The organism is Paenibacillus rhizophilus (genome assembly GCF_003854965.1).
GTDB lineage: Bacteria > Bacillota > Bacilli > Paenibacillales > Paenibacillaceae > Paenibacillus_AQ > Paenibacillus_AQ rhizophilus.
In genome coordinates this window covers 188407-208776 of sequence record NZ_RQPI01000004.1, presented here as the reverse complement: position 1 = coordinate 208776, position 20370 = coordinate 188407, and the positions used below count along the sequence as shown (strand labels likewise).

Sequence of the window (20370 nt, the reverse complement as noted above, 5' to 3'; positions counted from 1 at the left end):
CTCCCGTCAATACGCAAAGTCCGCCCTCACCGACCTGAAATAGGTATGGCCGTCGATTTCCCCCGGAACCTCGCCGGTATGTTGAAGCAGCTTCATGATGCCGGGCAAGAACCAAAGCCGCATCCCTAAACGCATCTCAGCGGAAGCATATGTGCTTCTCTCTGCCGGATTGATCCCCGTATTCAGCCTGATCAGGGCCAGCATCCGCGACAGCTCGGCTTCTCCCGAGCCATGCAGCGCCAAAAACAGGCGCAAATAATCACGGTAGGTCAGTTTGGCTGGCACATATTCAGATAAAGGGACGGCTCCCTCGCGGCAGAGCGTAATCATATCCTTGACCGCTTCCGTCAACCCGTACACCAGTGCCGCCGCCGCTACTAGCAACGGATTGCCCATTCCTGCTTTTTTCACAAATCCTTCCATCGTGCGGATAGCCAGCCGGGCCGCGAATATTTCACTGTAAGCCGCTGCCACATTCAGTCCCGGCTTGTCAAAACCATACAGGATATATTCCAGCTCCTGGCTGTGCGGATCGAGCTGCTCCTTCAGTTTCTCCCCGATTTCTTCAGCGGAGCCTTCGGCTATTTCCTTAAGCTGCGAAAGATCAAAATGGGGAAAATACTGCGCCGCATATTCGGTTTGAAACAGCCTGTCCCTTGAAGCAAGCAGAACGCTCCCCAACGCTTCGTAAAGATTGTCCATTTGGTCCATAGCCGCGCTTTCAGCGGCATACGGATCGCTCTTAACTGGCTCATCCGCCGAACCTTCCGTTAGTCCCTTGTTATAATCGATACTTTCTTCATAGTATTGATTCAATAATTCGTAACGCTCCAGCACTTCTTTGGCACCGCTATTCAGATTGCAAAGAGCGTCGGCAACTTTTAGCGCCTCCGCAAGCTTGGTCTTCGCCTCTTTTTCCAGTTCTTTTCGCTGATTGTCCGAGCCGCGGTGCTTGTCGATTTCGGCCGCCTCCCGGCCGATAACGCCCCCTCCGTTTCCATAATCGCTCAAATATGCGTCTACGGTGCCTGCGGCGCCGGTTACCGCGGCTTTCATCGCGCCGGCGTCGCCGTTTAGCCCCAAAGCTGGGCTCATCGCCCCCGGCAGGGATGAAGCCCGGGAGTATGAATCCCGAAAAGCCGCTTCCTGCGCCGCCAGACTATTCTCCATACCGAGCAAGTCCGCGGATTCAAGCACCAGCTGCTCCGCTTGCTCACGCAAGTTAGGGCGGGCTGCGGCATTTGCCTGTGAATTAGGAATATCCCAGGAATCGGCCGTGTCATATCCGCGTCCGGCGCTTCTGCTTTCTGACAACTTAATGGCTTTGCTCATTTCCTCGTTGATTATCTTCGCCTCATTAAGCGCGTCGCTTGCCTGCTTTATCAGTAAGGCATGATCATTCTGCCAAACGGCAAGCCGGCTGCCCAGTCCGGAAAGAACCGCTGCGGATTGCTCACGATAAGAAGTGATAGCATGGGTATACATCGCCGGTTTTTTTGGCCCTCTATTCATGTCGATATTAGATTTCCACACATAATCGTTATACTGCGCAGCGATATCCGCAGTGCTTGAGACAGCGCCGATGGAAGAATCGGCAATGCCGCCGGCAGCCGGATTCTTAATGAGCGTGAGCGGCGTCCGCGCGCTTTCGGCAGCCTGCCGCCTGCGTTCCAGCATCCGGTCGAGGGCCGCCTCCCGCTTGTCGTACAGCGGCTGCAGCTTGGCGAATAATTCTGTCGTTCGGGACGCTTCTTCCATCGCTCCGGACAGCGGCTTGAACTTTCCCGCAAGCTCCAGCGCGAAATCGACCGGAGCCTTGTATTTCATTTCCTCGTTCATTTGGCGGCGGAACACGTCATAGCTCCCCAGCGGGCGGCTCCACTCCAGCGTAGAGGAATCAAGGCCCAATGTGATCAGATTAAAACCGTCGCCGCGGCCGCTTTTATAAAAGGAATCGGCAAGCGTGCGAGCCATTATTTCGTCTCCGTCGCTTCCGCCGAAGGCGAACAACCCGTACTGTTCCCTCAGTCCCGCATCGTACGCCGACATCGCCGACCGTACGCCCGCTCGGGCCAGACGTTCGCCCTGCACATTGGCGGCGGCCATCCGAGCGTAATCGATGAGCACCGCAGAGAACAGGAATACAAAGGCCAACACCATAATCAAGAAAACCGATACCGAACCTTCCGTCTGTCTCCACCCGCTTTTTAACCGTTCGGCGCGGCGGATTCGGGCTGCAATTCGTCTTTTCATCCTTATTTCCTCTCGTCTTTACCGTTTGCCCAGTTTGGACATCATGGTTGAAGCATCCTGCTGCTTCATGGCCTGCTCCGGTTCAGCATTCGCCGAGTTCTCTCTAAATTTAGCTCCATAGTAGCGCATCAATTCCACGGTGCGAATAAATTCAACCGGCTCGGCGACAAGAGACCGCGCGGTAACCTCGGGCTGCGCTCTATCCGAAAGAATCTCGTCCAGAACCGGCAGGTTCAGCATTCGCCGAAGCTTAGCCTTTACTCTTCTCCCCGTAAGGGTGTAACTGTAGCTCATTTCTCCCTGTAAGTTGTCGGGAATTCTCATAGCGGACTTACTCAGCTTGACGGCCGGAAGATTGCTCTCTTCCGCCCCGCCGTCCGGCAGCTGTATTGCTGCGGCTTCGCCATTCTCTCCGGTCCCGAACAGGCTTCCCAGCAGACGGTCGTCTCCAATTCGCCAGTAAAGGGAATCGTATTGTCCCTGCGGAAACGACCCATCACCGGCCTTGTGGCTGTTGTCCCAGTTATAGGCCGCACGTTCAGATGCGGAAGACGCAATTTGAAGCAGCATCGATTTCTGGTAGCTGTACAAGCAGAAGAACAGCAGCAGCATGGTCACGCACATGATGATCGGCAGCACCATAGCCGCCTCTACGGTGAAGCTTCCTTCGTCGTTACGGATTCTGTTCAGCATCGTATAAATGACTAATCTTCAAATACTTCCTGGCTCTTTTCGCCAGCGGTATCAATCAGACCCGAAATCACCTCTTTGATCTTTTGGCGGAACAATACAACCACAGCGACCAGAACGGCAATAATCAGAATCATTTCGAGCGTGCCCAGACCTTCCTCATCCCGCCAAAAATTCTTGCTTTTCTCCACAATCGTTAACATTCTCTCAACCTCCTACATATTCATCATCATAAAAGCCGGCGTGCCTACCAATACAATTACGATTATAAAAATGACAACCATCGGAAATACCAGTTTCGAGGAAGCCTGCTCGCCGCGCGTCCTGCTGACCGCCTTGCGCTTCTCCCACAGCAGCCGAGACAAATCGCGCAAAGCGAGCGCAAAATCGCTTCCCCCTCTTCGGACATTCAGCAGCACCGTCGTCGCAAAGAGCGAAACTTCCTGCACGGCGCAGCGCTTGCTGAAATTCTCGAAAGCCTGCTGGAACGAATAGCCGCTTTCCCACTCGCCGGTCATGGCAAGCAGTTCACGGTACAGCGGATGATTGTCATTCTTCCGGCTTTCCAAACAGCGTATAATCGCCCGCTGCACCGTTTCACCTGCGCTAACCAGCAATACAATCCCGCTTAGCAGATCCGGAAGCTCCATCATGATGAGCTGTTCGCGTACCTTAACCTTTTTGTGCAGATCGGCTGCAAGCGCGGCGGGAAGCAGGACGGCCAGCAGAACTCCAAGAACGAGCGCGGCCGGCTCTCCGCTAAGCGTCGCCAGAACGCATCCCCCCAAGGCGAGCAGCCAGGCGTAGGCCAGCATTTCGCCCATGAAGAGCAGCGTTATTTCCGCGCTGTGGCGCTGCCCGTATATCCGCTGAACCGACCGCTGCATCCGAAATACGAATACCGGAAATCTCCGGGCGATACCGCCCTTCTCCAGCAGCACAAGCAGCGGCTCCGAAAGACTCCGCAGGCGCAGGCCGTCCACAGGCAGATTCCTGAGGGCGGCGTACCGCTTCCCGCTCACAGCACGGAGCGCGACCCAGCTCAAGACCAGCGCAATGGCGGTCAACCCGCAAATCCATCTCAGATTTCCCACTCTCCTTACAGCGGAATGTCCATAATTTTGCTTGTCCAGAAATAACACAGAATCAGTGAAGCCAGCGCAAACGTCGAGATTGCCATTCCGAATCCGGTGTACATCGGTTCCATATAGTCCCCGGCGCTAAAGCTCATAAACAGCAGCATAACTAGCGGAGAAACGAGCAAGGCCTTGGACTCGAACCGTTTCTGGGAAACGCTGACGGCGATTTCCTGTTGAACATCCAGTTTCTCGCCGATAATGCTTGAGGTGCGCCGCACCACCTCCACCAGGTCGCCGCCCGTCCGTTTACAGACGGAGAAGACATCGGCGAACCGCCGGATATCCTCCATTCCCGCCCTTCTGCTGAAATCATGCAGCGCTTCTTCGACGGGCTGTCCGTATTCAAGCCGCGCGCAGATGATGTTCAGCTCGGCAATCATATCGCTGCCGCCTTCCGGGTCAAGCATCTTCAAATCCTGCACCGCTTCGCGAAATGCGTTCTCTACCGATCTTCCGGCGGACAGCGAGGAAGACAGCGAAAACAGCATCTGCTTAAATTGGAGGTTGAGCGCGGCGCGGCGGCGCGCCTTCAAATAATCCCGCCATATACGCGGAGCAAAGTATCCTCCCGCTGACAGCACCAGGGCAATTAGCAGATTGTGATAAAACAAATAGCCGATTCCGAACAATATGAGCCCCCCGGCCGCCGCCGAAACGATTCTCTGTCTCGGATTCAGCGTGTAAACCGTGTAATCCGGCAACAGCGGCGCAGAGACGTTTCCGCTTCCCGCCTGTCCAAGGTTGTTTCGAAGGCTCTTGAGCGGCACATCATTAGTTGTATCCCGGCCAATGCGCGTGATATCGCGCTTAGCCAACCTTCTGCCGGAATTAAGATGGGGTTCCACGCCATACGCCGGTTCGCGACTGTCCGGTCCGGAACCGGATGGTACACGATCAGCCGGAGCCCGGCTCTTTCTGGTCATTTCGAACATCAGTCTGTCTCTTCTCCTCTCTCAATTGCACCGGCAAAGCGCGCCAGCGGAGTATACGCTATTCCCGCCATAACCAGCTTTGCCGTATTCCGCAAAGAATTGCCGCATGCTTCCAGCTCTCCCCTCAGGCGCCCGCCGCTCCCGCCGGTTTCACGGAATTCGTAAAGCGGATTTAGCTGCACTTCTCCGTTATCCAGACCGGTTACCTCGCTGATCTCCGTGACCCGCCGCGAACGGTCCCGCAGCCGCGCCAGATGGACAAAAATATCGATGGCCGAGCTAATCTGCTGCCTGACGACGGCAACCGGCAGATCGGCGCCGCCCAGCACCATCGTTTCCAACCGGCTGATCATGTCGCGCGCGCTGTTCGCATGGCCGGTGGACAAGCTTCCGTCATGGCCGGTATTCATTGCCTGCAGCATATCAAGAGCTTCAGCGCCGCGCACCTCGCCGATGACGATCCGGTTCGGCCTCATCCGCAGCGACGAGCGGATCAGATCGCGGATGGAGATTTCCCCTTTACCCTCCGTGTTGGCGTTCCTCGTCTCCAGCGATACCAGATTCGGCACGGTTATAATTTGCAGTTCCGCCGAATCCTCGATTGTAATGACTCTCTCTTGCGGTGGAATGAACTGGGATAAAGCGTTCAAAAAGGTCGTCTTCCCCGAACCCGTTCCGCCGCTGATAAAAATATTGTATTTGGCGGCAACGAGCGTCTTAAGCAGGCCGGCCGCTTCCTGGCTGATGGCCTCCCGGCGGACAAGGTCATCCATTGTCATCGGCGACTCGGGAAACTTTCGAATCGTCATCGCCGGACCCTTCAGCGCTACCGGCGGGAGCACAATGTTGACCCGCGAGCCGTCTTTTAAACGGGCATCGACGATCGGCGACGATTCATTGACTACGCGGTTGACATCGGAGACGACGATCTGGATAATATCTTCCAGTCTGGACGCCGATTCGAACGCCAGCGGCAGCCGGCGGATTTCCCCATCTTCCTCGACAAAAATATCTTCATGGCTGTTAATCATAATCTCACTGATAGCCGGGTTATCTACGAGCGGCTGAAGAACGTCCAGACCGCGAAAAGAATCGAACAGTCTCCGGACGAGCCCGTGCTTCTCCTGGGCAGTTAAGCGCTGCAGCTCTTCCCGCTCAAAAATCGTCCTTTCAATATGCGAGACCAGCTCGCCGTTTCCCACGGAAGAGGTCACATCCAGCCCTGAGCGTATATCGCCACGGAGTTCCCGGAACAGTTCATCATTCATGCATTCCCTCCGATTGACGGAGGGCCCGGCAGCTCCATTCCCGTAATCATCCCGCACAGCTGCAGAATACCACGCTGAAACAGCGGCGAATTGAGACTTAGCTCTCCCCTGTGCGGCAAGCTCCACGAAGAGATAAAGGGCAGCAGGACATCGGGCTCCAAGCCTTCCGGTAATGGCGCCTGCTGGACATTCTCCCTCACGAAGTTCACTGCGAACAGGCTCTTTCCGGGCAAATCGGCATTCATCCCGGAATGGGGGGATGTGAAGTGAAGGAACCATTTCCCCATTTTGTAGATGCTCACCTCGTCGTCGCGCAGCACCCAAACAAGGTGTCCGCAGCGCTGCACCACGGCTTCGGCCCGTTCTTCCCCGATATTGCCCGTATCAACGATAACGACGTCGTAGCCGCCATCCGCAGCCAGAAGTTCCATCAGTTCCTGCGCATCCCTGGCGCTCATCTGCAGCATTTCCTTTACATTGCCGACAGGCCTGAAAGTATCGCAGTGCAGCGCATCCAGCCTGGCCGTATAATGTCCTAAGCCGATCGCCGAAGCATTCCCGGTGTCTCTCGACGCCTGAATCTCGTACAGAAGCCGCTCAAGACCTGGACCATTCCCCCCTGAAGGCCTGAGAAACAGCCCACTGCTGTCTACCGTCTCAAGATTCAAATAAAATACGGACAATCCCCGGCTTCCGAGCTGCTTGGCCATGTTCATCGCAACCGTCGTTTTGCCGCTGCTGCCGCTTCCCGACACAACTCCCAGCAGCAAGGTGCCTTCGCTCAGGGTGGAAGCCGTACGGCTCCGCCGAACGTCACACAGCTGCAGCATGGAGGAGAGCAGTGCCGGCAGCGCCTGATATTTTGTAATTCTTTTGCCGCCTAGAGCACTCTTGTTCTTCGCGGACGCCATGCCGCCCGCTTCTTCCAGAATCGCCCATGGCACCGCCGCCCGGCCCCCAAGCAGCCATGCTTCGATGAATGCAGGATCGCCGACAACCGCGTCAGGAGTCTCCCCGCCCTTCATGTACTCGGTAAAAGCGTCCATTCGGCTGAACGCCTTAATATTCAGCATTTCGCCATACTCGCTATGGTGAACATAATGCAGCAGCGGTTCGATGTACTGGGTTTCACGCACGGCGAGCACTAGGCTAGCGGTCATTTAACCTTCCCCCTCCCCTAAAGTCCCGTTTTGCGGGAATTCGGATATTTATATCCGTTAATTGTAAGGAAACAGCAAAAAAGCACCGCCCATAACCGCGACAAAACGGTTAATGAACGGTGCTTCCGTCACTATTCCTATAATTTACAGTTATACTAGCATACTTATCGGGAAGCGGCAATATTTAAAAATAGGAATAATTCGGTTATCGAGTCCGCTGCGCCATGTTCCACAGAACGACTTGATGCAGCCGATTTCCCGGCCTTACAAAAAACGCCGCCTGATATCCGGCGTAGGCACGAGGCATTGATCGTCGCGTCCAAACCACCGGTAGCGGTTCTTGGCTACGTACCGGTACAGCCTGTTGCGCAGCGGAGCCGGCACGGCGATTAGCAGATAGGCCGCCGGCCAGGGAAAGCGAAGCCCGCGCAGAATGCGGAGGGCCGCAGCCGACTCCGTATAATACTTGCCTTTTTCCACAAGCACTACCGTATCCAATACATCAGCATCAAGTCCGCCCTTTTCCAGCAGCCTGCGCCCAATATCACTCTGCAGCGGCGCGAAACGAAACCGCCCTAGGGGGTCGCGGGGAATAATAAAGGTCACCAGCCACCCGCACAGATGGCACACACCGTCGATCAGCACGATGGATGCCTCTTCGGTATCCGCGGAACTTTTAGAATTTCTCCGTTCTCCCGGCATCTCACACACGGCGGCTTCCTTCCTTTTGGTAATGCTCATCCGGCTCCGCTCCTTTCGATATACTCTATCCTTCCCCATTTTTCGGCAAAACAAAAACGCGGGAATATTCCCGCGTCTCCATTTCTGACCGCTGCCTTAATTACTCGGCGGTCGTCTTCTCAATCCAATTATCACCGATCATTTGATCCTCGAGCTCACCGGTAAAGGCCTCCATACATTTACAGATAAAATCCTTGCGGCAAATCGGGCAGGGAGTCTTGAGCAGGCGGCTGATGTTCGTCATTCTCCATTCCGGAAACCGATTGTAAAACGCGCGGCACTCCGTTCCGTCGGCTAGCTTGATAATGAATTCGTAGAGCCCTTCCTTGTCGTTGCTGCTGGCCTTCGTCACGTTCGTAATTGCCGGTTTATAAGACATGTTCATCACCTATTATTTTAAATTTTGGCTCGTCCAATATAATCATGTTCGAATGTTCAGATACTTAGACATCTTAAAGAATTTTAGGAGTGATGTCAACCGAAGCCGAAAGGAGATTATAAAAGATAAAATCAAAAAAATCCGCAGATGTTTAAATTTTGACAAAAGCTGTCGTCACGCAAGCTGAAGCCCTCCCCCTCGGCATTCAAATCATAACTAAATATATACAAATATAATCTATGTATGCAAAATGTCATAACTAAACTTTTCTATTTATATCAAAATGTAAAAAACCTTCGGTTTCAGAATATTTTCAGAAAAGGGGGCTGCAGAATGAACCCGAAGAGGAAACAAACTTCCGCAATGCCCAGTCAACCGGCGGAATCTGCCGGCAAGCACAAACGGGCTTTCCGCATCATTCTGATCACCGGGCTGCCGATTGTCGTGCTGCTCCTATCCTTTTCGGTGGGGCGTTACAGCGTTTCGCTGCCGCAGATGGCGGACATCATCCGGGCCCATCTGCTCGGATTGCCCGATCCTGGACCAGCTTCCATAAGCATCGTCCTGCTCCATGTGCGCATTCCGCGAATCGCCGCCGCTCTGCTGGTCGGCGGGGCACTGGCAGCCGCCGGGGCTTCGTACCAGGGCTTGTTCCGTAATCCGATGGTATCGCCTGATATTTTGGGCGCTTCCGCCGGTGCGGGATTCGGCGCGGCGCTCGCGATGCTGCTGTCGCTTGGGCCTGCGGGAATCCAGCTCCTATCGTTCCTGCTGGGCATGGGGGCGGTGGCGCTGACCTACTCCATAGGATCGCTTGTCAGCCGCAGAGGCGGAGCGGTGCTGTCCCTCGTACTGACCGGAATCGTCATTTCTACTGTGTTCAGCTCATTTACGTCGATCATCAAGCTGGCCGCCGATCCCGACAACAAGCTTCCCGCCATCACCTTTTGGCTGATGGGCGGCTTGTCTCTCGTCGGATTGAATGATCTGGCAATCCTTGCTCCGCTTGTGCTGATTGGCCTGACGCCGCTGCTCCTGCTGCGCTGGAAGCTGAATGTGCTGTCTTTTGGCGAGGAGGAAGCCCAGGCGCTCGGTGTCAATACAACCAGAATCCGGATTGTAACCATCATCTGCTCCACCCTGCTGACAGCGACCGCCGTTTCCGTCAGCGGCATGATCGGTTGGGTAGGTCTGATCGTGCCGCATCTCTCCCGCATGGTCGTCGGGCCGAATTACAAAGTGCTGCTGCCCATCTCCGCGCTTTACGGCGCATCGTATTTGCTGCTTGTCGATGATATTGCCCGCAGCGCTCTTACCATGGAAATTCCATTGGGGATTCTGACCGCCCTCATCGGGGCTCCCTTTTTCATAGTGCTGCTCATTACCGGAAAAAGGGGCTGGGAATGATGCTGGAAATCGAAAACCTCTCCTGCGGATACGGCGACAAGCCGGTGGTCAAGGACGTTTCCTTTTCGGTTCGGGCCGGAGAAATTATGTGCCTGCTCGGTCCCAACGGCGCGGGAAAAACAACCTTGTTCAAAACCCTGCTTTCTTTTCTGAAGCCCTTGGGAGGAACCGTCAAAATCAATGGGCAAAGCACGGCGGGATGGTCCAGACAGGTGCTGGCCCGGGCTGTAGGCTATGTTCCCCAGGCGCACAGCGCCCCATTTCCGTTCAGTGTCATCGATGTAGTAACAATGGGCCGCACCGCCCATCTCGGTTTGTTCGCCGCACCGAATTCCAAGGACAAGAGCATTGCCGATGAGGCCTTGCACAGTCTTCAGATCGACTCGCTCCGGAACCGGATCTACACGGAGCTGAGCGGAGGAGAGCGGCAGATGGTCCTGATCGCCCGGGCACTGGCGCAGCAGCCTGATATTCTGATTATGGACGAGCCGACGTCCAACCTGGATTTCGGCAATCAGATCCGGATGCTGGAACAGATCAGGCTGCTCAGCAACCGGGGAATGACGGTCGTCATGACGTCACATTTTCCGGACCATGCTTTTTTATGCTCCGACAGGGCAGCGCTTCTGCGCCGCGGACTTCCTTTTTTGGCAGGGTCCGTAAAAGAAGTCGTCACATCCGGAAATCTGATTTCCGCGTATGGCATTGATGTTGAGGTAGCGGAGTTTACCGCCGCCAGTGGACGGAAAGTGAAGACCTGTGTACCGCTTATGCGAACGGACAACAAATCGTTGAAGAACGTTCTTAATCACGGTTCACCATAATAAAACAGGGGGTACTATCATGCAAAGAAAGTTCAAGGAAAGACGTTTACTCGCGTTCATACTGTCAGCTGCATTAATCCTGGTTCTGGCAGGATGCGGCGGCAACGATACAAACGGAAGTGCCAGTGATACCGGAACCGCTGCTTCACCGGCAGCCTCTCCACAGGCATCTCCAACAACGCAGGCGGCGCAGTCCGCCGAGGCAGGCAAGACCATTACGGATACCGACGGACGCCAGGTAACGGTTCCCGCGCAGATCAACAAGATCGCCGACACCTGGCCGGCTCATAATGAGGTCGTGACAATTCTCGGGGCAGGCGACAAAATCGTGTCCACTATTTCCACCCGGAAGTCGGTTCCCTGGCTGTACAAAGTGAATCCGCAGATGAACAATGCCGTGACCTCCTTCACCAAATCCGAAGCGCAAATGGAAGAAGTGCTGAAGAACAAGCCCGACATCGCCTTTGCATCAACCGGATCTCCGCTGATCCAGCCTCTGGAAAATGCGGGGATTCCCATAGTGGCGCTGAATTTTACGAATTTTGACGAGATGAAAGAATGTTTTCGCCTGACCGGACAAATCCTTGGAGGTGACGCGAGTCAACGCGCCGACTCCTTTATCACTTATCTGGACGGCAAACTGAAAGATATTACGGCCGTAACATCCAAAATTGCCGAATCGGACAAGCCCAAAGTGCTGCATATCCAGTCCCTATCACCGCTTCAAGTGGACGGCAAGGATACGATGATCCAGAACTGGATTGAAGTAGCAGGGGGCATTAACGCGGCCCAAGAGCTTAGCGGCAATATGAAACCGGTAAGCATGGAGCAGATTATTTCCTGGAATCCGGATTACATTATGATCGGCAGCGGTTTGACGGATACCGACCACATTATGGACGATCCCGCTTGGAAGACGCTGAATGCCGTCAAGAACGGCCATGTCTATAACAACCCGAGCGGCGCGTTCCTCTGGGACCGCTACGGCGCCGAAGCCGCGCTGCAAATCCAATGGGCGGCCAAGACGCTGCATCCCGACCTGTTCCCCGATCTGAACATGGTTCAGGAGACCGTGAGTTTCTACAAGCAGTTTTTGAATTACAACCTTACGAACGACGAAGCTCAGCTGATCATTGACAGCAAGCCTCCGGCCGATTAACAAACCGGCAAGGCCGGCCCGCTCAGGTATAGAAAAACAGACTCGTCTCCGCATCGCTGCGGAAACGAGTCTGTCTATTTGTTTTTCTGGATTTGCGCTTCGGGATTACTGCCGGCTCATTTCCAGCACATTAAGCTCCACCTCGATATTCCCTCTCGTCGCTTTGGAATACGGGCAGAAATCATGGGCTTTCTTCGCCAAATCCTCCGCTTTATCATGGTCGACACCCGACATTTTCACATCAAGCCGCACGGACAGCTTGAAACCGCCGTCGCTTTCATCTTTGCCGATCGATACATTGGACGCAACCTCCACATCCTGAAGCTTGACGCCCTCCTTGCGGGCAACATTGGCCAAGGCGCTTTCATAGCAGGCGCCGTATCCCGCAGCAAACAGCTGCTCGGGGTTTGTACCGGTTCCTCCCGGCCCCCCCAACTCTTTGGGCATGCTGAGATTATGCTTCAAGGCGCCGTCGGAGGATTCAAATGAGCCTTCACGTCCGCCGCGAACCGTTGCGGTAGCCGTATACAATGCTTTCATGAATATCGTCTCCTTATATAACCAATTTGTACGCAGTACAACCTTTTATTAAACTTGGGGCAAGATTTGAAACGAGTAACTCTGTCATTATCCGAAAAAACGTTGACCTGAGATATAAATCATTTAAAATTAAATTGGGATAAATATATCTGTGTGTAAAGGAGGCCCCATCCGTGAGCGTTTATGATTACCAGGCCAATACCCTGCGCGGTCAAGAAGAATCATTGTCCAAGTATGAAGGCAAGGTGCTGCTTATTGTGAATACGGCGAGCAAGTGCGGCTTCACCCCCCAGTATGAAGGTCTTCAGAAGTTGTACGAAAAATTTAAGGACCGTGGCTTCGAAGTGCTCGGCTTTCCGAGCAATCAGTTTGCATCACAGGAACCCGGCAGCAGTGCGGAAATCCAGGAATTTTGCCAGCTCAACTACGGTGTCTCCTTTCCGATGTATGAAAAAATCGATGTCAACGGCGACAATGCCCATCCTTTATACAAATATTTAACGAAGGAGGCTCCCGGTGCGCTCGGCTCTAAAAGCATAAAATGGAACTTCACCAAATTCCTGGTCGACAGCGAAGGACGCGTGCTGAAACGTTTTGCCCCGACAACGACGCCGGAAAGCATTGAAGATGAAATTAAGAGTCTGCTTGATTGAATAACGGTACAGCCGGCATTTCCCGAAAAAAGAAAAAAAGGATTGCGCAGCATTACTCTCCTGCTCAATCCTTTTCGTTATTCTATCGTCATTCGTTCCCGGAGGCACTCCCCCGGTTAGTGCATGACCTGTCCGCCCGTCACGTTAATGGATTGCCCCGTCATATAAGACGCTTTATCGGATGCGTAAAAGATAACGGCATTGGCGATATCATCATACGTGCAGCCCCGCTTCAGCGGCACTTTATCCGTATATACCTGCTCCACCTCTTCCGGTTTGATGCCAAGTTTTTGGGCATATTGGGGAATCAGGCTCTGGAACATCGGCGATTTCAGCAGATTGCCCGGCATAATCGAGTTGACACGGATATTGTGCTCCGCCAGATCAAGCGCAAGGCTTTGCGTAAGCCCCACCCCGCCGAATTTGGAAGCGGAATAAGCCGAATTATGCTTGCTGCCGACCTTGCCCGATTTCGAATTGATTTGGATGATATTTCCCCCGCCCTGCCCGATCATGACTCGCGACACTTCTCTTGCGCACAAAAAGTATCCGGTGAGATTCACGTCGACGGTTAAATTCCAATCTTCCAGGCCAAAGTCGGTAATTTTACGGCTCTTGGCGACACCTGCCACATAAACAAGCAGATCAATGCGCCCAAAGGCTTCCGTTGCCTTGCCCGCCATCTCAATTACTTCGTGTTCATGGATGAAATTTACCGCTACTGCCAGCGCTTTTTGTCCATGGTGTTCTTTCACGGTCCGGGCCACGCTCTCCGCCTGTTCACCGTTCAAATCAGCCACTACAATATCATAGCCTTCGTCAGCAAGACGATAGCAAAGCGTTTCTCCCAAACTTTGGCCTCCGCCGGCAACTAATGCCACTTTACGTTCACTCATATCCTTAACTCTCCTTTATCGATCTTTTTATTTTTTAATAATTTTTATTTCGCCGCCGATTCCCGGTTTATGAAAATCCTTGTTCTCCAAATACAGTGTGCCGGGCAGCCCTTCCGTTTCTCTTCCATCAAACTGAAGAGTGATATGCCCGAGCAGCTTTAAATTTCTGGCCACTTTACTTCCGACCGAGGTGATCGTATACTCGACGCCATCCAGGAGCAGAACATCTCCCTTTTCGATTTCGCCTTCCACATCGTTTACATGGATCAGAAGACAATAATCCGCTACATCCGAAGGAGCGTTCTCACCGAACAGCACAAAGATTTTATCTTCAATAAAATCAAACACCGACGAACCGATCTGCGTAATCCGGGTTTGATAAACGGTTTGCATAACAAAGTCCTCCATTTCAGGTCATTAACTGTACAGGCCGAAGCTGGCCAACCAAGCGATAAAGACCGTGGGTGCCCCGGTAAGAAACCGGCCGTACAATACGGCTGGCACACCTACTTCGATCGTCTCCACCTCGGCCTCCGCCAGCCCCAGTCCCACGGGAACGAAATCGGCGGCAGCCTGAGAATTGATGGCGAACAGGGCGGGCAGCGCTAGATGCGGCGGGATATTTCCTTTGCCGATTTCAACTCCGATGAGAGTGCCGACAACCTGCGCGATAACCGAACCCGGTCCCAAAAAAGGAGACAGCAACGGAAAAGAGCATACCAGCGAGATCAGGAGCAATCCGGGCAGCGAGCCCGCGAACGGCGAGAGGAATTTGGCGAATACGTCGCCGATTCCCGAGGCGTTAATAATGCCGATCAACATCGCCACAAAGGCCATGAAAGGCAGAATGGTCTTGATAACCGTCTCGATCGCTTCCCGTCCCGCCTGATAGAACACGCTTACAATGGAGCCCATTGCCATGCCGACCCGTGCCAGCAAGCCTTTCGGCTTTTGCTGTTCACTTATTTTTTGGTTTGCGCTATACTTAGGTTGGGTTTTTATTTCTGCATCACTTTTTTCGGGCTGGGCTGTATGGGGTGTTGCAGCACCTTCATACGGCTCAATGTCCGAAACTTTCACTCCGGATACATAGATTTCCTCGGTAATATGCTTTGCCAGCGGTCCGCTCTTCCCCGTCGGGAGCACATTAATGGTCATAATTCCCTTTTGCGGATACACGCCGCAGCGCAGTGTCCCTCCACAGTCGATGATCACGCAGGTGATTTCCTTTTCAGGCACGCTTGTTTTAAAGCCGTCTACCAGTACGGCCCCGGTAAGCTCCGCGATTCGGTCGGCAATATCCGGTTTCGTCCCCCCTGTTATGTAGACCACCTTGTTTTTTCCCTCAGTCGGCCTGATAATGAGCGGACCACCAAACCCGCCTGTTCCCGCTTTAATAATAACCGCATTGTAATGACTCATGTTTACCACCTCCTACAAATTAACGGTTTCTTTCAATTTTACTTTCTGCTGCTTCTCGACGATGGAAGTGGTAAGGTCGGTTACCCAGCCTCTGAAAAAGTTCGTCACAATCCCTACCAGAAAGTACCGCAGCGCCAGTTCTGTCGTGTTGAGGCCCAGTGTAGTGATGCCTGCAGCGATTCCCAGGAATACGAACAGTTCTCCGGGATTCACATGCGGGAACAATCCGTTATGCGTGTGGCAGGAATAAGAGGCCGCCGCATAGTAGCTGGGTTTGTATTTTTCGGGCAGGAATCTTCCCAGCGAGAGGGTCATCGGGTTGGCAAGAATAAAAGTGCCTACGATCGGAAGGATAAAATAGCGCGTGAACGGATTTTTTGCCGATTTCCTTGCGACTCGCTCCACTCGTTCCTGGCCGATCAGTTGAATCAGCGCATTCATAGCCACCAGCAGCATAATCAGCAGCGGGACAATTCCTGTAACCAGATTGGTGAAGGTTACGCCTCCCTGCCTGAACAGGTTCATAAAGCCGTTAGCCAGGTTTGTTACAATATCCATACTTTCACCCCATTTTGCTATTTTTTGGCAGGTATAAGTCTTTCGATCCAGGTCTTCTTAAGCTTCAGTTCACCTCCATTTGAAATAATCTTATAGCTGCTCATGGCATCCCTGATAGCGCCCTTTGTCAGCTTGTCGAACCCCGCGAGATCTCCCTCTTCCAGCTTCGGAAGCGGCTTGCCTTCCAGACCTTTCAAGGATCGCACTCTGGAAAAGACTGTAACTCCCTGCATCTTAGCGGCTTTCAGAATGTTTCCATGCGAGTCGATTGCGAGCATAACGACAGTGCCTGCCCTGAACCTTCCCGTCTTTTTGCCAATGGCAACTCGCCCGATCCGCCTCAGTTCCGTGTAATGCCGGTTGAAATGTCTGATTTGCAGGAACCCGAGCACACTTTGCAAGAGCCATGACAACGCAATTACAATAATGATAAATCCCATGATTAATCACCCCCTTTAATTCATTACTTGTGATTTCTTCTGAGCCTCCAGACGGAGCATCTCGAGAGCGGTTTCTTCATTGGTGACCAAGGTGTTGATATATTTGCCCTTGATGGCCCCGATAATGGAAGGCGCTTTCTCTACCGATTCCGCCAGAGCTATCGTATATCGGGTGTTCCGGAGCCGCTCCAGCGGAATTGCAATCGTTCGCTCGGTTAGTTCGGATTCAATTAATGTCCCTTCCGGGTCGTAGAAACGGGAACAAATATCGCCGATCGCGTTATGCCGGTTCAGGTCGGCAATCTCCTTGTCGCCGTAAAATCCGGTCCAGATCATGTTGGAATTGCTGATGGGAGCGCCGACGCCGACTATAGCGACCGTAAGACGATCCCACAGATCGGATATTTTGCGAAAATAATGCGCTTGCACGATCTCGTCTCTCGTTTCCTTGCGTTCCACAACGGCTGCTGCGTCAATCAGATACGATTCTCCACCGAAGTCATTCGCGATGCTGTACACGATGGCATTGACATGATACTTCGTTTCCATCGGCCCTGGTCCCCCAACCAGGGGAACGAAATGCGCGGAACGCTGCTCGCAATCGGTAAATTCCCCGATCAGGCTTCCCATGGTGGTGCCCCAGGCAAATCCTACGACATCGCCGTCTACGATTATATTTTTCATCAGCTCGGCCCCCGCTCTGGCCACGGCCTTTTTTCGTCCCGACTCGGACAATTCAGGGTTGTCAGGCACTACAACCACCCTTTTTAATTGAAATACGCTTTCCATACGTTCCTCAATTTCGTATTTGCCTGTGCCCTCCGTAATCTTGATTTGGACCACACCTTCTTCCCGGGCTTTCTTAAGCAGCCGGCTGATCGAGGTGCGATATATGCCCAGCGCCTTTGAGATTTCGCTTTGCGTCAAGTCATCGAGATAATACATTCGGGCGATTTGAGCCAACAGCCTTCTATCTTCATCTTGGATTGTCATCAGCTTTCTCTCCAGACCCTTTATATTCTTAGCACATATGTGCATTTAAATTTATCATTTGTGCTCTGTGGCTTTAGTATACGCTTACAGCTTCTTTTCGTCAATACGGGCGGGAAGTCTTTTTTTAGCATAAAAAAAAGACCGGTCAACGGGCATTTTCTGCTCGGCGACCGGTCTGCTGACCACTGCTTGCGCGGCTTGTTAGCCGCTCTCGTTATTATTCCTCCGGAAACAAATCGGTAGAAATATACCGTTCGCCGGTGTCCGGCAGAAGGACGATGATGTTCTTGCCTTGATTCTCCGGTCTTTTGGCCAGCTGATAAGCGGCGAATGCCGCGGCCCCGGAGGAAATCCCGACAAGCAGCCCTTCCTTCCTTGCCAGCTTTTGCGCCGTTTGTATCGCCTCTTCATTCTTCACCGTGATGATCTCATCCACTGCGGCCCGGTTAAAGTTAGCCGGCACGAAGCCCGCTCCGATGCCCTGAATCGCATGAGGACCTCGCTGCCCGCCGGATAGAACAGGCGAACCCGCCGGTTCCACGGCCACTATGCGAACTTGGGGATTGCGCTGCTTAAGTACCTCTCCGACTCCAGTGACCGTTCCCCCGGTACCTACTCCGGCGACGAAAACATCCACTTTTCCCTCGGTATCGTTCCAGATTTCTTCGGCCGTCGTCTTCCGGTGAATATCGGGATTGGCCGGATTTTCAAACTGCTGCGGGATGTAGGAATTGGGTATCTCGGCAGATATCTCCTCCGCTTTGCGGATCGCGCCAGCCATGCCCTCCGAAGCCTGGGTCAGCACCAATTCCGCCCCGAGCTGTTTCAGAAGCTTTCGGCGCTCCGTACTGAAAGACTCTGGCAAAATAATAATCAACCGGTAGCCGAGAGCCGCAGCAGCAAACGCAAGACCGATGCCGGTATTTCCGCTGGTCGGCTCGATGAGGGTCGTGTCTTTATTGATGAGCCCCTTGTCTTCGGCATCCTTGATCATAGCGTAGCCGATCCGGTCCTTTACACTGCCCGCCGGATTGAAATACTCCAGCTTGGCCAGAATGTTCGCTGCCGCGCCATCCTCTTTGAAACTGGATAATTCGAGAAGCGGAGTATTTCCGATCAGTTCAGTCAGGTTCTTAGCGATTTTCACCATTTGCACAGCCTCCAAAATTAAAGTTTCCAAACAGCACGCTCATCTATTCCAATGCAAAAACTCGGCATTAAGATCATACTGGAATTCCCATCACTTGTAAAATCGCCATTTGCAGAAAAAACAAAAGAAGCCCTGCTGCGCAAGGCTTCTTTACTGTATGCGGTAGAGAGGACTCGAACCTCCACGGGCATACGCCCACTACCCCCTCAAGATAGCGTGTCTGCCATTCCACCACTACCGCGCGGCGAATGATCTTTTTGAGACCAACACATGTTATTATACTCGCTTGTTCCTCAAAAGTAAAGCTAAATTATTCGGGAAGTTGTTCATCCTGTATCCGTCTGCGGTATTTAGAAAAAGCGAGATATTCTTTAATAAATTCCTTCTCGCGAGGCTCCAGCTCATCGAAATGGCAATTGGATTGCCGTATATGTTCAAAAAAATAATCCTCGCTCCCTTCACGCAGTATGGACGGAGAGGTCTTGCCCAGAATGAGCCAGTCCAGACTGACGCCGAAAAAAGCGCCGATTTCGATTAATTTATGCGTTCCGGGCGTGGACTTGCCCCGTTTCCAGTCTCCCATATTGCCTGTACTGATGCCGAGCTGCTCGCAGAACGATTTTTTGGTGATGCCTTTTTTGTTAATCAAAAGCTCAATTCGATCATAAATGGACTGCATTTCCAAACCGCCTTCCGAAATTATGACAAATTACTTATAAAAGTCATTAATCGTTGTAAAATGACGTAAAAAAGTATATAATTAACTAATCTTATGCCTTATCCCATTATATCATACGGCTGGAATGTCGATAAGAGGTGAGCGAGATGAGCAGCAAAAAGCCCATAACCCCTTACGGATGGGCGATCAAGCAGCGCCTGGCGGAGATGATGCTGAGTCAGAAGGACTTTTGCCAAATGTACGGCATTCCGCCTTACCGCCTGTCCAATCTCATTTACGGAACACGCAGAGCCATGCGTTACCGCCGGCAAGTCGACCAACTGCTGGACATACCTCCGAACATTCCGGGTGTACCGGAAAATGATTGAGCTTCCATTTTATCTGCTTAATCTTAGTATTCCATCCTGATCATGTCAAGGAGCGATCCCTTTGTCTGCTTTGTCCCTTGTTACCCGACTGACATACACTCTGCCCGGCAGCGTACTGGCTATCGACAGACGAGGTCTCATCACCGCTGCGAACGACTCATGGAAAGCCTACGGTGTCGCCGCGGGCCTCTCAGCGCGCTTTGAGTGGATGGGAATCGATTATTTTGAACTGATGCGGGAGCTGATTCTGCCGCCGGATTATTTGACCGAGCTTATTCAGTCCCTTCAGTCCATCTTTCTGGGTGAGCGTCTCGTTTTCAGCGGCCGGTTTCCCAAACCTCCTTTTCTGAGGGGAGGAAGATGGTTTCAGATCGAGGGGTTTCCCATACCGGAAGAGACGAATGGAGCGACCTCTTTTGTTCTGCTGTCCCACCGTCATGTCCCTGCTGTCACCGACTCGCTTCCTTCCAAGCCGAAGGTTACGTCTCCATACCGAAAGCCGCTTTCTTTCCTGCCGATCTGCGCTTCCTGCAAATCCGTCCGCAAGGGCGGGCATTGGGTTCCTGTGGAACGCTTCCTCCAACAAGAGCTTCATGTCGAATTAACCCATGATATTTGCCCGGCTTGCATGACCCAGCTGTATCCCCAATATGCCGGCGCTTTGAATTGGTTGGCGGAGTAGTTAAAAAAAGAACCCTGATCTCTCAGGATTCTCTTTC

General features: G+C 52.9%; 25 protein-coding genes and 1 tRNA gene. 6 read left to right on the top strand and 20 right to left on the bottom strand.

Translation table 11 applies throughout. The annotated features are described in order from the left end of the window. Positions 1-6: 6 nt before the first annotated feature. From EH198_RS10200 to EH198_RS10160, 9 genes are all read right to left on the bottom strand, one after another. Positions 7-2253, bottom strand: a complete 2247-nt coding sequence (locus tag EH198_RS10200) for a hypothetical protein (protein WP_124695422.1) — start codon at positions 2251-2253, stop codon at positions 7-9. An 18-nt stretch (positions 2254-2271) separates the two neighbouring features. After that, complete coding sequence (locus tag EH198_RS10195; RefSeq protein WP_246014179.1) at positions 2272-2946, bottom strand: TadE family protein; 675 nt, start codon at positions 2944-2946, stop codon at positions 2272-2274. A gap of 11 nt (positions 2947-2957) precedes the next feature. Then, entirely contained in the window at positions 2958-3146 is a 189-nt protein-coding gene (locus tag EH198_RS10190) for a Flp1 family type IVb pilin (protein WP_124695421.1), read from the bottom strand. A 12-nt stretch (positions 3147-3158) separates the two neighbouring features. Then, entirely contained in the window at positions 3159-4037 is an 879-nt protein-coding gene (locus tag EH198_RS10185; RefSeq protein WP_246014177.1) for a type II secretion system F family protein, read from the bottom strand. Between the two features lie 5 nt (positions 4038-4042). After that, entirely contained in the window at positions 4043-5005 is a 963-nt protein-coding gene (locus EH198_RS10180) for a type II secretion system F family protein (RefSeq protein WP_124695548.1), read from the bottom strand. 8 nt (positions 5006-5013) lie between these two features. Then, a complete protein-coding gene (locus tag EH198_RS10175; RefSeq protein WP_124695420.1) occupies positions 5014-6282 on the bottom strand; it encodes a TadA family conjugal transfer-associated ATPase in 1269 nt (422 codons plus the stop codon). After that, entirely contained in the window at positions 6279-7442 is a 1164-nt protein-coding gene (locus tag EH198_RS10170) for a P-loop NTPase family protein (protein ID WP_124695419.1), read from the bottom strand. Before EH198_RS10170 ends, EH198_RS10175 begins: the two co-directional genes overlap by 4 nt. 264 nt (positions 7443-7706) lie before the next feature. Further along, the gene (locus tag EH198_RS10165; protein ID WP_124695547.1) at positions 7707-8144 is read right to left on the bottom strand and encodes a thiol-disulfide oxidoreductase DCC family protein; all 438 of its coding nucleotides are present in this window, start codon (positions 8142-8144) and stop codon (positions 7707-7709) included. Positions 8145-8283: 139 nt separating this feature from the next. Continuing rightward, positions 8284-8562, bottom strand: coding sequence for a hypothetical protein (locus EH198_RS10160; RefSeq protein ID WP_124695418.1), 279 nt, complete (start codon positions 8560-8562; stop codon positions 8284-8286). Positions 8563-8895: 333 nt separating this feature from the next. Here EH198_RS10160 and EH198_RS10155 point away from each other — a divergent pair, with 333 nt between their 5' ends. Genes EH198_RS10155 through EH198_RS10145 form a run of 3 tightly spaced genes read left to right on the top strand, consistent with a single transcriptional unit; the run spans position 8896 to position 11952 of the window. Next, positions 8896-9969: a FecCD family ABC transporter permease gene (locus EH198_RS10155; RefSeq protein ID WP_124695417.1), complete on the top strand. Its 1074-nt coding sequence runs from the start codon at positions 8896-8898 to the stop codon at positions 9967-9969. Continuing rightward, positions 9969-10793 (top strand): ABC transporter ATP-binding protein, encoded by an 825-nt coding sequence (locus tag EH198_RS10150; RefSeq protein WP_246014175.1) that lies wholly within the window; start codon positions 9969-9971, stop codon positions 10791-10793. The genes EH198_RS10155 and EH198_RS10150 overlap by 1 nt, the downstream gene beginning before the upstream one ends. Before the next feature lie 19 nt (positions 10794-10812). Continuing rightward, positions 10813-11952, top strand: coding sequence for an ABC transporter substrate-binding protein (locus tag EH198_RS10145; RefSeq protein WP_124695415.1), 1140 nt, complete (start codon positions 10813-10815; stop codon positions 11950-11952). Positions 11953-12057: 105 nt separating this feature from the next. On the opposite strand, the gene EH198_RS10140 is transcribed toward EH198_RS10145, so the two are convergent. After that, on the bottom strand, positions 12058-12492 hold the full coding sequence (locus EH198_RS10140) for an organic hydroperoxide resistance protein (RefSeq protein ID WP_124695414.1): 435 nt from the start codon (positions 12490-12492) through the stop codon (positions 12058-12060). Between the two features lie 173 nt (positions 12493-12665). On the opposite strand from EH198_RS10140, the gene EH198_RS10135 reads away from it, so the two are divergent. Further along, positions 12666-13145 (top strand): glutathione peroxidase, encoded by a 480-nt coding sequence (locus tag EH198_RS10135; RefSeq protein ID WP_124695413.1) that lies wholly within the window; start codon positions 12666-12668, stop codon positions 13143-13145. Between the two features lie 116 nt (positions 13146-13261). On the opposite strand, the gene srlD is transcribed toward EH198_RS10135, so the two are convergent. The 10 genes from srlD to EH198_RS10090 form a co-directional block, all read right to left on the bottom strand. Then, on the bottom strand, positions 13262-14041 hold the full coding sequence (srlD, locus tag EH198_RS10130; RefSeq protein WP_124695412.1) for a sorbitol-6-phosphate dehydrogenase: 780 nt from the start codon (positions 14039-14041) through the stop codon (positions 13262-13264). Between the two features lie 27 nt (positions 14042-14068). Continuing rightward, entirely contained in the window at positions 14069-14434 is a 366-nt protein-coding gene (locus tag EH198_RS10125) for a PTS glucitol/sorbitol transporter subunit IIA (protein ID WP_124695411.1), read from the bottom strand. 24 nt (positions 14435-14458) lie between these two features. Further along, the gene (gene srlE, locus EH198_RS10120; protein WP_124695410.1) at positions 14459-15463 is read right to left on the bottom strand and encodes a PTS glucitol/sorbitol transporter subunit IIB; all 1005 of its coding nucleotides are present in this window, start codon (positions 15461-15463) and stop codon (positions 14459-14461) included. Positions 15464-15475: 12 nt separating this feature from the next. Then, entirely contained in the window at positions 15476-16021 is a 546-nt protein-coding gene (srlA, locus tag EH198_RS10115) for a PTS glucitol/sorbitol transporter subunit IIC (protein ID WP_124695409.1), read from the bottom strand. Positions 16022-16038: 17 nt separating this feature from the next. Next, complete coding sequence (locus EH198_RS10110; protein WP_246014173.1) at positions 16039-16461, bottom strand: transcriptional regulator GutM; 423 nt, start codon at positions 16459-16461, stop codon at positions 16039-16041. A 15-nt stretch (positions 16462-16476) separates the two neighbouring features. Beyond that, positions 16477-17454: a sugar-binding transcriptional regulator gene (locus EH198_RS10105; RefSeq protein ID WP_124695407.1), complete on the bottom strand. Its 978-nt coding sequence runs from the start codon at positions 17452-17454 to the stop codon at positions 16477-16479. A gap of 217 nt (positions 17455-17671) precedes the next feature. Next, positions 17672-18604: a cysteine synthase A gene (gene cysK, locus EH198_RS10100; RefSeq protein ID WP_124695406.1), complete on the bottom strand. Its 933-nt coding sequence runs from the start codon at positions 18602-18604 to the stop codon at positions 17672-17674. 17 nt (positions 18605-18621) lie between these two features. Beyond that, complete coding sequence (locus EH198_RS24600) at positions 18622-18795, bottom strand: hypothetical protein (protein WP_185702835.1); 174 nt, start codon at positions 18793-18795, stop codon at positions 18622-18624. Further along, a tRNA-Leu gene (locus tag EH198_RS10095) sits at positions 18763-18845 on the bottom strand. The genes EH198_RS24600 and EH198_RS10095 overlap by 33 nt, the downstream gene beginning before the upstream one ends. Before the next feature lie 69 nt (positions 18846-18914). Continuing rightward, a complete protein-coding gene (locus EH198_RS10090) occupies positions 18915-19283 on the bottom strand; it encodes a helix-turn-helix domain-containing protein (protein WP_124695405.1) in 369 nt (122 codons plus the stop codon). Between the two features lie 146 nt (positions 19284-19429). On the opposite strand from EH198_RS10090, the gene EH198_RS10085 reads away from it, so the two are divergent. Both EH198_RS10085 and EH198_RS10080 read left to right on the top strand, forming a co-directional pair. Then, the gene (locus EH198_RS10085) at positions 19430-19651 is read left to right on the top strand and encodes an XRE family transcriptional regulator (RefSeq protein WP_124695404.1); all 222 of its coding nucleotides are present in this window, start codon (positions 19430-19432) and stop codon (positions 19649-19651) included. A 61-nt stretch (positions 19652-19712) separates the two neighbouring features. Continuing rightward, positions 19713-20333: a PAS domain-containing protein gene (locus EH198_RS10080; RefSeq protein ID WP_124695403.1), complete on the top strand. Its 621-nt coding sequence runs from the start codon at positions 19713-19715 to the stop codon at positions 20331-20333. Positions 20334-20370 lie beyond the last annotated feature (37 nt).

Bases quoted from the DNA above. Each gene is read 5' to 3' on its own strand.
- srlD (WP_124695412.1), bottom strand. From the start codon at position 14,041: ATGAGTGAACGTAAAGTGGCATTAGTTGCCGGCGGAGGCCAAAGTTTG.
- EH198_RS10180 (WP_124695548.1), bottom strand. From the start codon at position 5,005: ATGACCAGAAAGAGCCGGGCTCCGGCTGATCGTGTACCATCCGGTTCC.
- EH198_RS10160 (WP_124695418.1), bottom strand. From the start codon at position 8,562: ATGTCTTATAAACCGGCAATTACGAACGTGACGAAGGCCAGCAGCAAC.
- EH198_RS24600 (WP_185702835.1), bottom strand. From the start codon at position 18,795: ATGCCCGTGGAGGTTCGAGTCCTCTCTACCGCATACAGTAAAGAAGCC.
- EH198_RS10150 (WP_246014175.1), top strand. From the start codon at position 9,969: ATGCTGGAAATCGAAAACCTCTCCTGCGGATACGGCGACAAGCCGGTG.
- EH198_RS10110 (WP_246014173.1), bottom strand. From the start codon at position 16,461: ATGGGATTTATCATTATTGTAATTGCGTTGTCATGGCTCTTGCAAAGT.
- EH198_RS10125 (WP_124695411.1), bottom strand. From the start codon at position 14,434: ATGCAAACCGTTTATCAAACCCGGATTACGCAGATCGGTTCGTCGGTG.
- EH198_RS10200 (WP_124695422.1), bottom strand. From the start codon at position 2,253: ATGAAAAGACGAATTGCAGCCCGAATCCGCCGCGCCGAACGGTTAAAA.
- EH198_RS10090 (WP_124695405.1), bottom strand. From the start codon at position 19,283: ATGCAGTCCATTTATGATCGAATTGAGCTTTTGATTAACAAAAAAGGC.
- srlE (WP_124695410.1), bottom strand. From the start codon at position 15,463: ATGAGTCATTACAATGCGGTTATTATTAAAGCGGGAACAGGCGGGTTT.
- EH198_RS10165 (WP_124695547.1), bottom strand. From the start codon at position 8,144: ATGCCGGGAGAACGGAGAAATTCTAAAAGTTCCGCGGATACCGAAGAG.
- EH198_RS10140 (WP_124695414.1), bottom strand. From the start codon at position 12,492: ATGAAAGCATTGTATACGGCTACCGCAACGGTTCGCGGCGGACGTGAA.
- EH198_RS10170 (WP_124695419.1), bottom strand. From the start codon at position 7,442: ATGACCGCTAGCCTAGTGCTCGCCGTGCGTGAAACCCAGTACATCGAA.
- EH198_RS10105 (WP_124695407.1), bottom strand. From the start codon at position 17,454: ATGACAATCCAAGATGAAGATAGAAGGCTGTTGGCTCAAATCGCCCGA.
- EH198_RS10155 (WP_124695417.1), top strand. From the start codon at position 8,896: ATGAACCCGAAGAGGAAACAAACTTCCGCAATGCCCAGTCAACCGGCG.
- EH198_RS10085 (WP_124695404.1), top strand. From the start codon at position 19,430: ATGAGCAGCAAAAAGCCCATAACCCCTTACGGATGGGCGATCAAGCAG.
- cysK (WP_124695406.1), bottom strand. From the start codon at position 18,604: ATGGTGAAAATCGCTAAGAACCTGACTGAACTGATCGGAAATACTCCG.
- EH198_RS10175 (WP_124695420.1), bottom strand. From the start codon at position 6,282: ATGAATGATGAACTGTTCCGGGAACTCCGTGGCGATATACGCTCAGGG.
- EH198_RS10145 (WP_124695415.1), top strand. From the start codon at position 10,813: ATGCAAAGAAAGTTCAAGGAAAGACGTTTACTCGCGTTCATACTGTCA.
- EH198_RS10195 (WP_246014179.1), bottom strand. From the start codon at position 2,946: ATGCTGAACAGAATCCGTAACGACGAAGGAAGCTTCACCGTAGAGGCG.
- srlA (WP_124695409.1), bottom strand. From the start codon at position 16,021: ATGGATATTGTAACAAACCTGGCTAACGGCTTTATGAACCTGTTCAGG.
- EH198_RS10190 (WP_124695421.1), bottom strand. From the start codon at position 3,146: ATGTTAACGATTGTGGAGAAAAGCAAGAATTTTTGGCGGGATGAGGAA.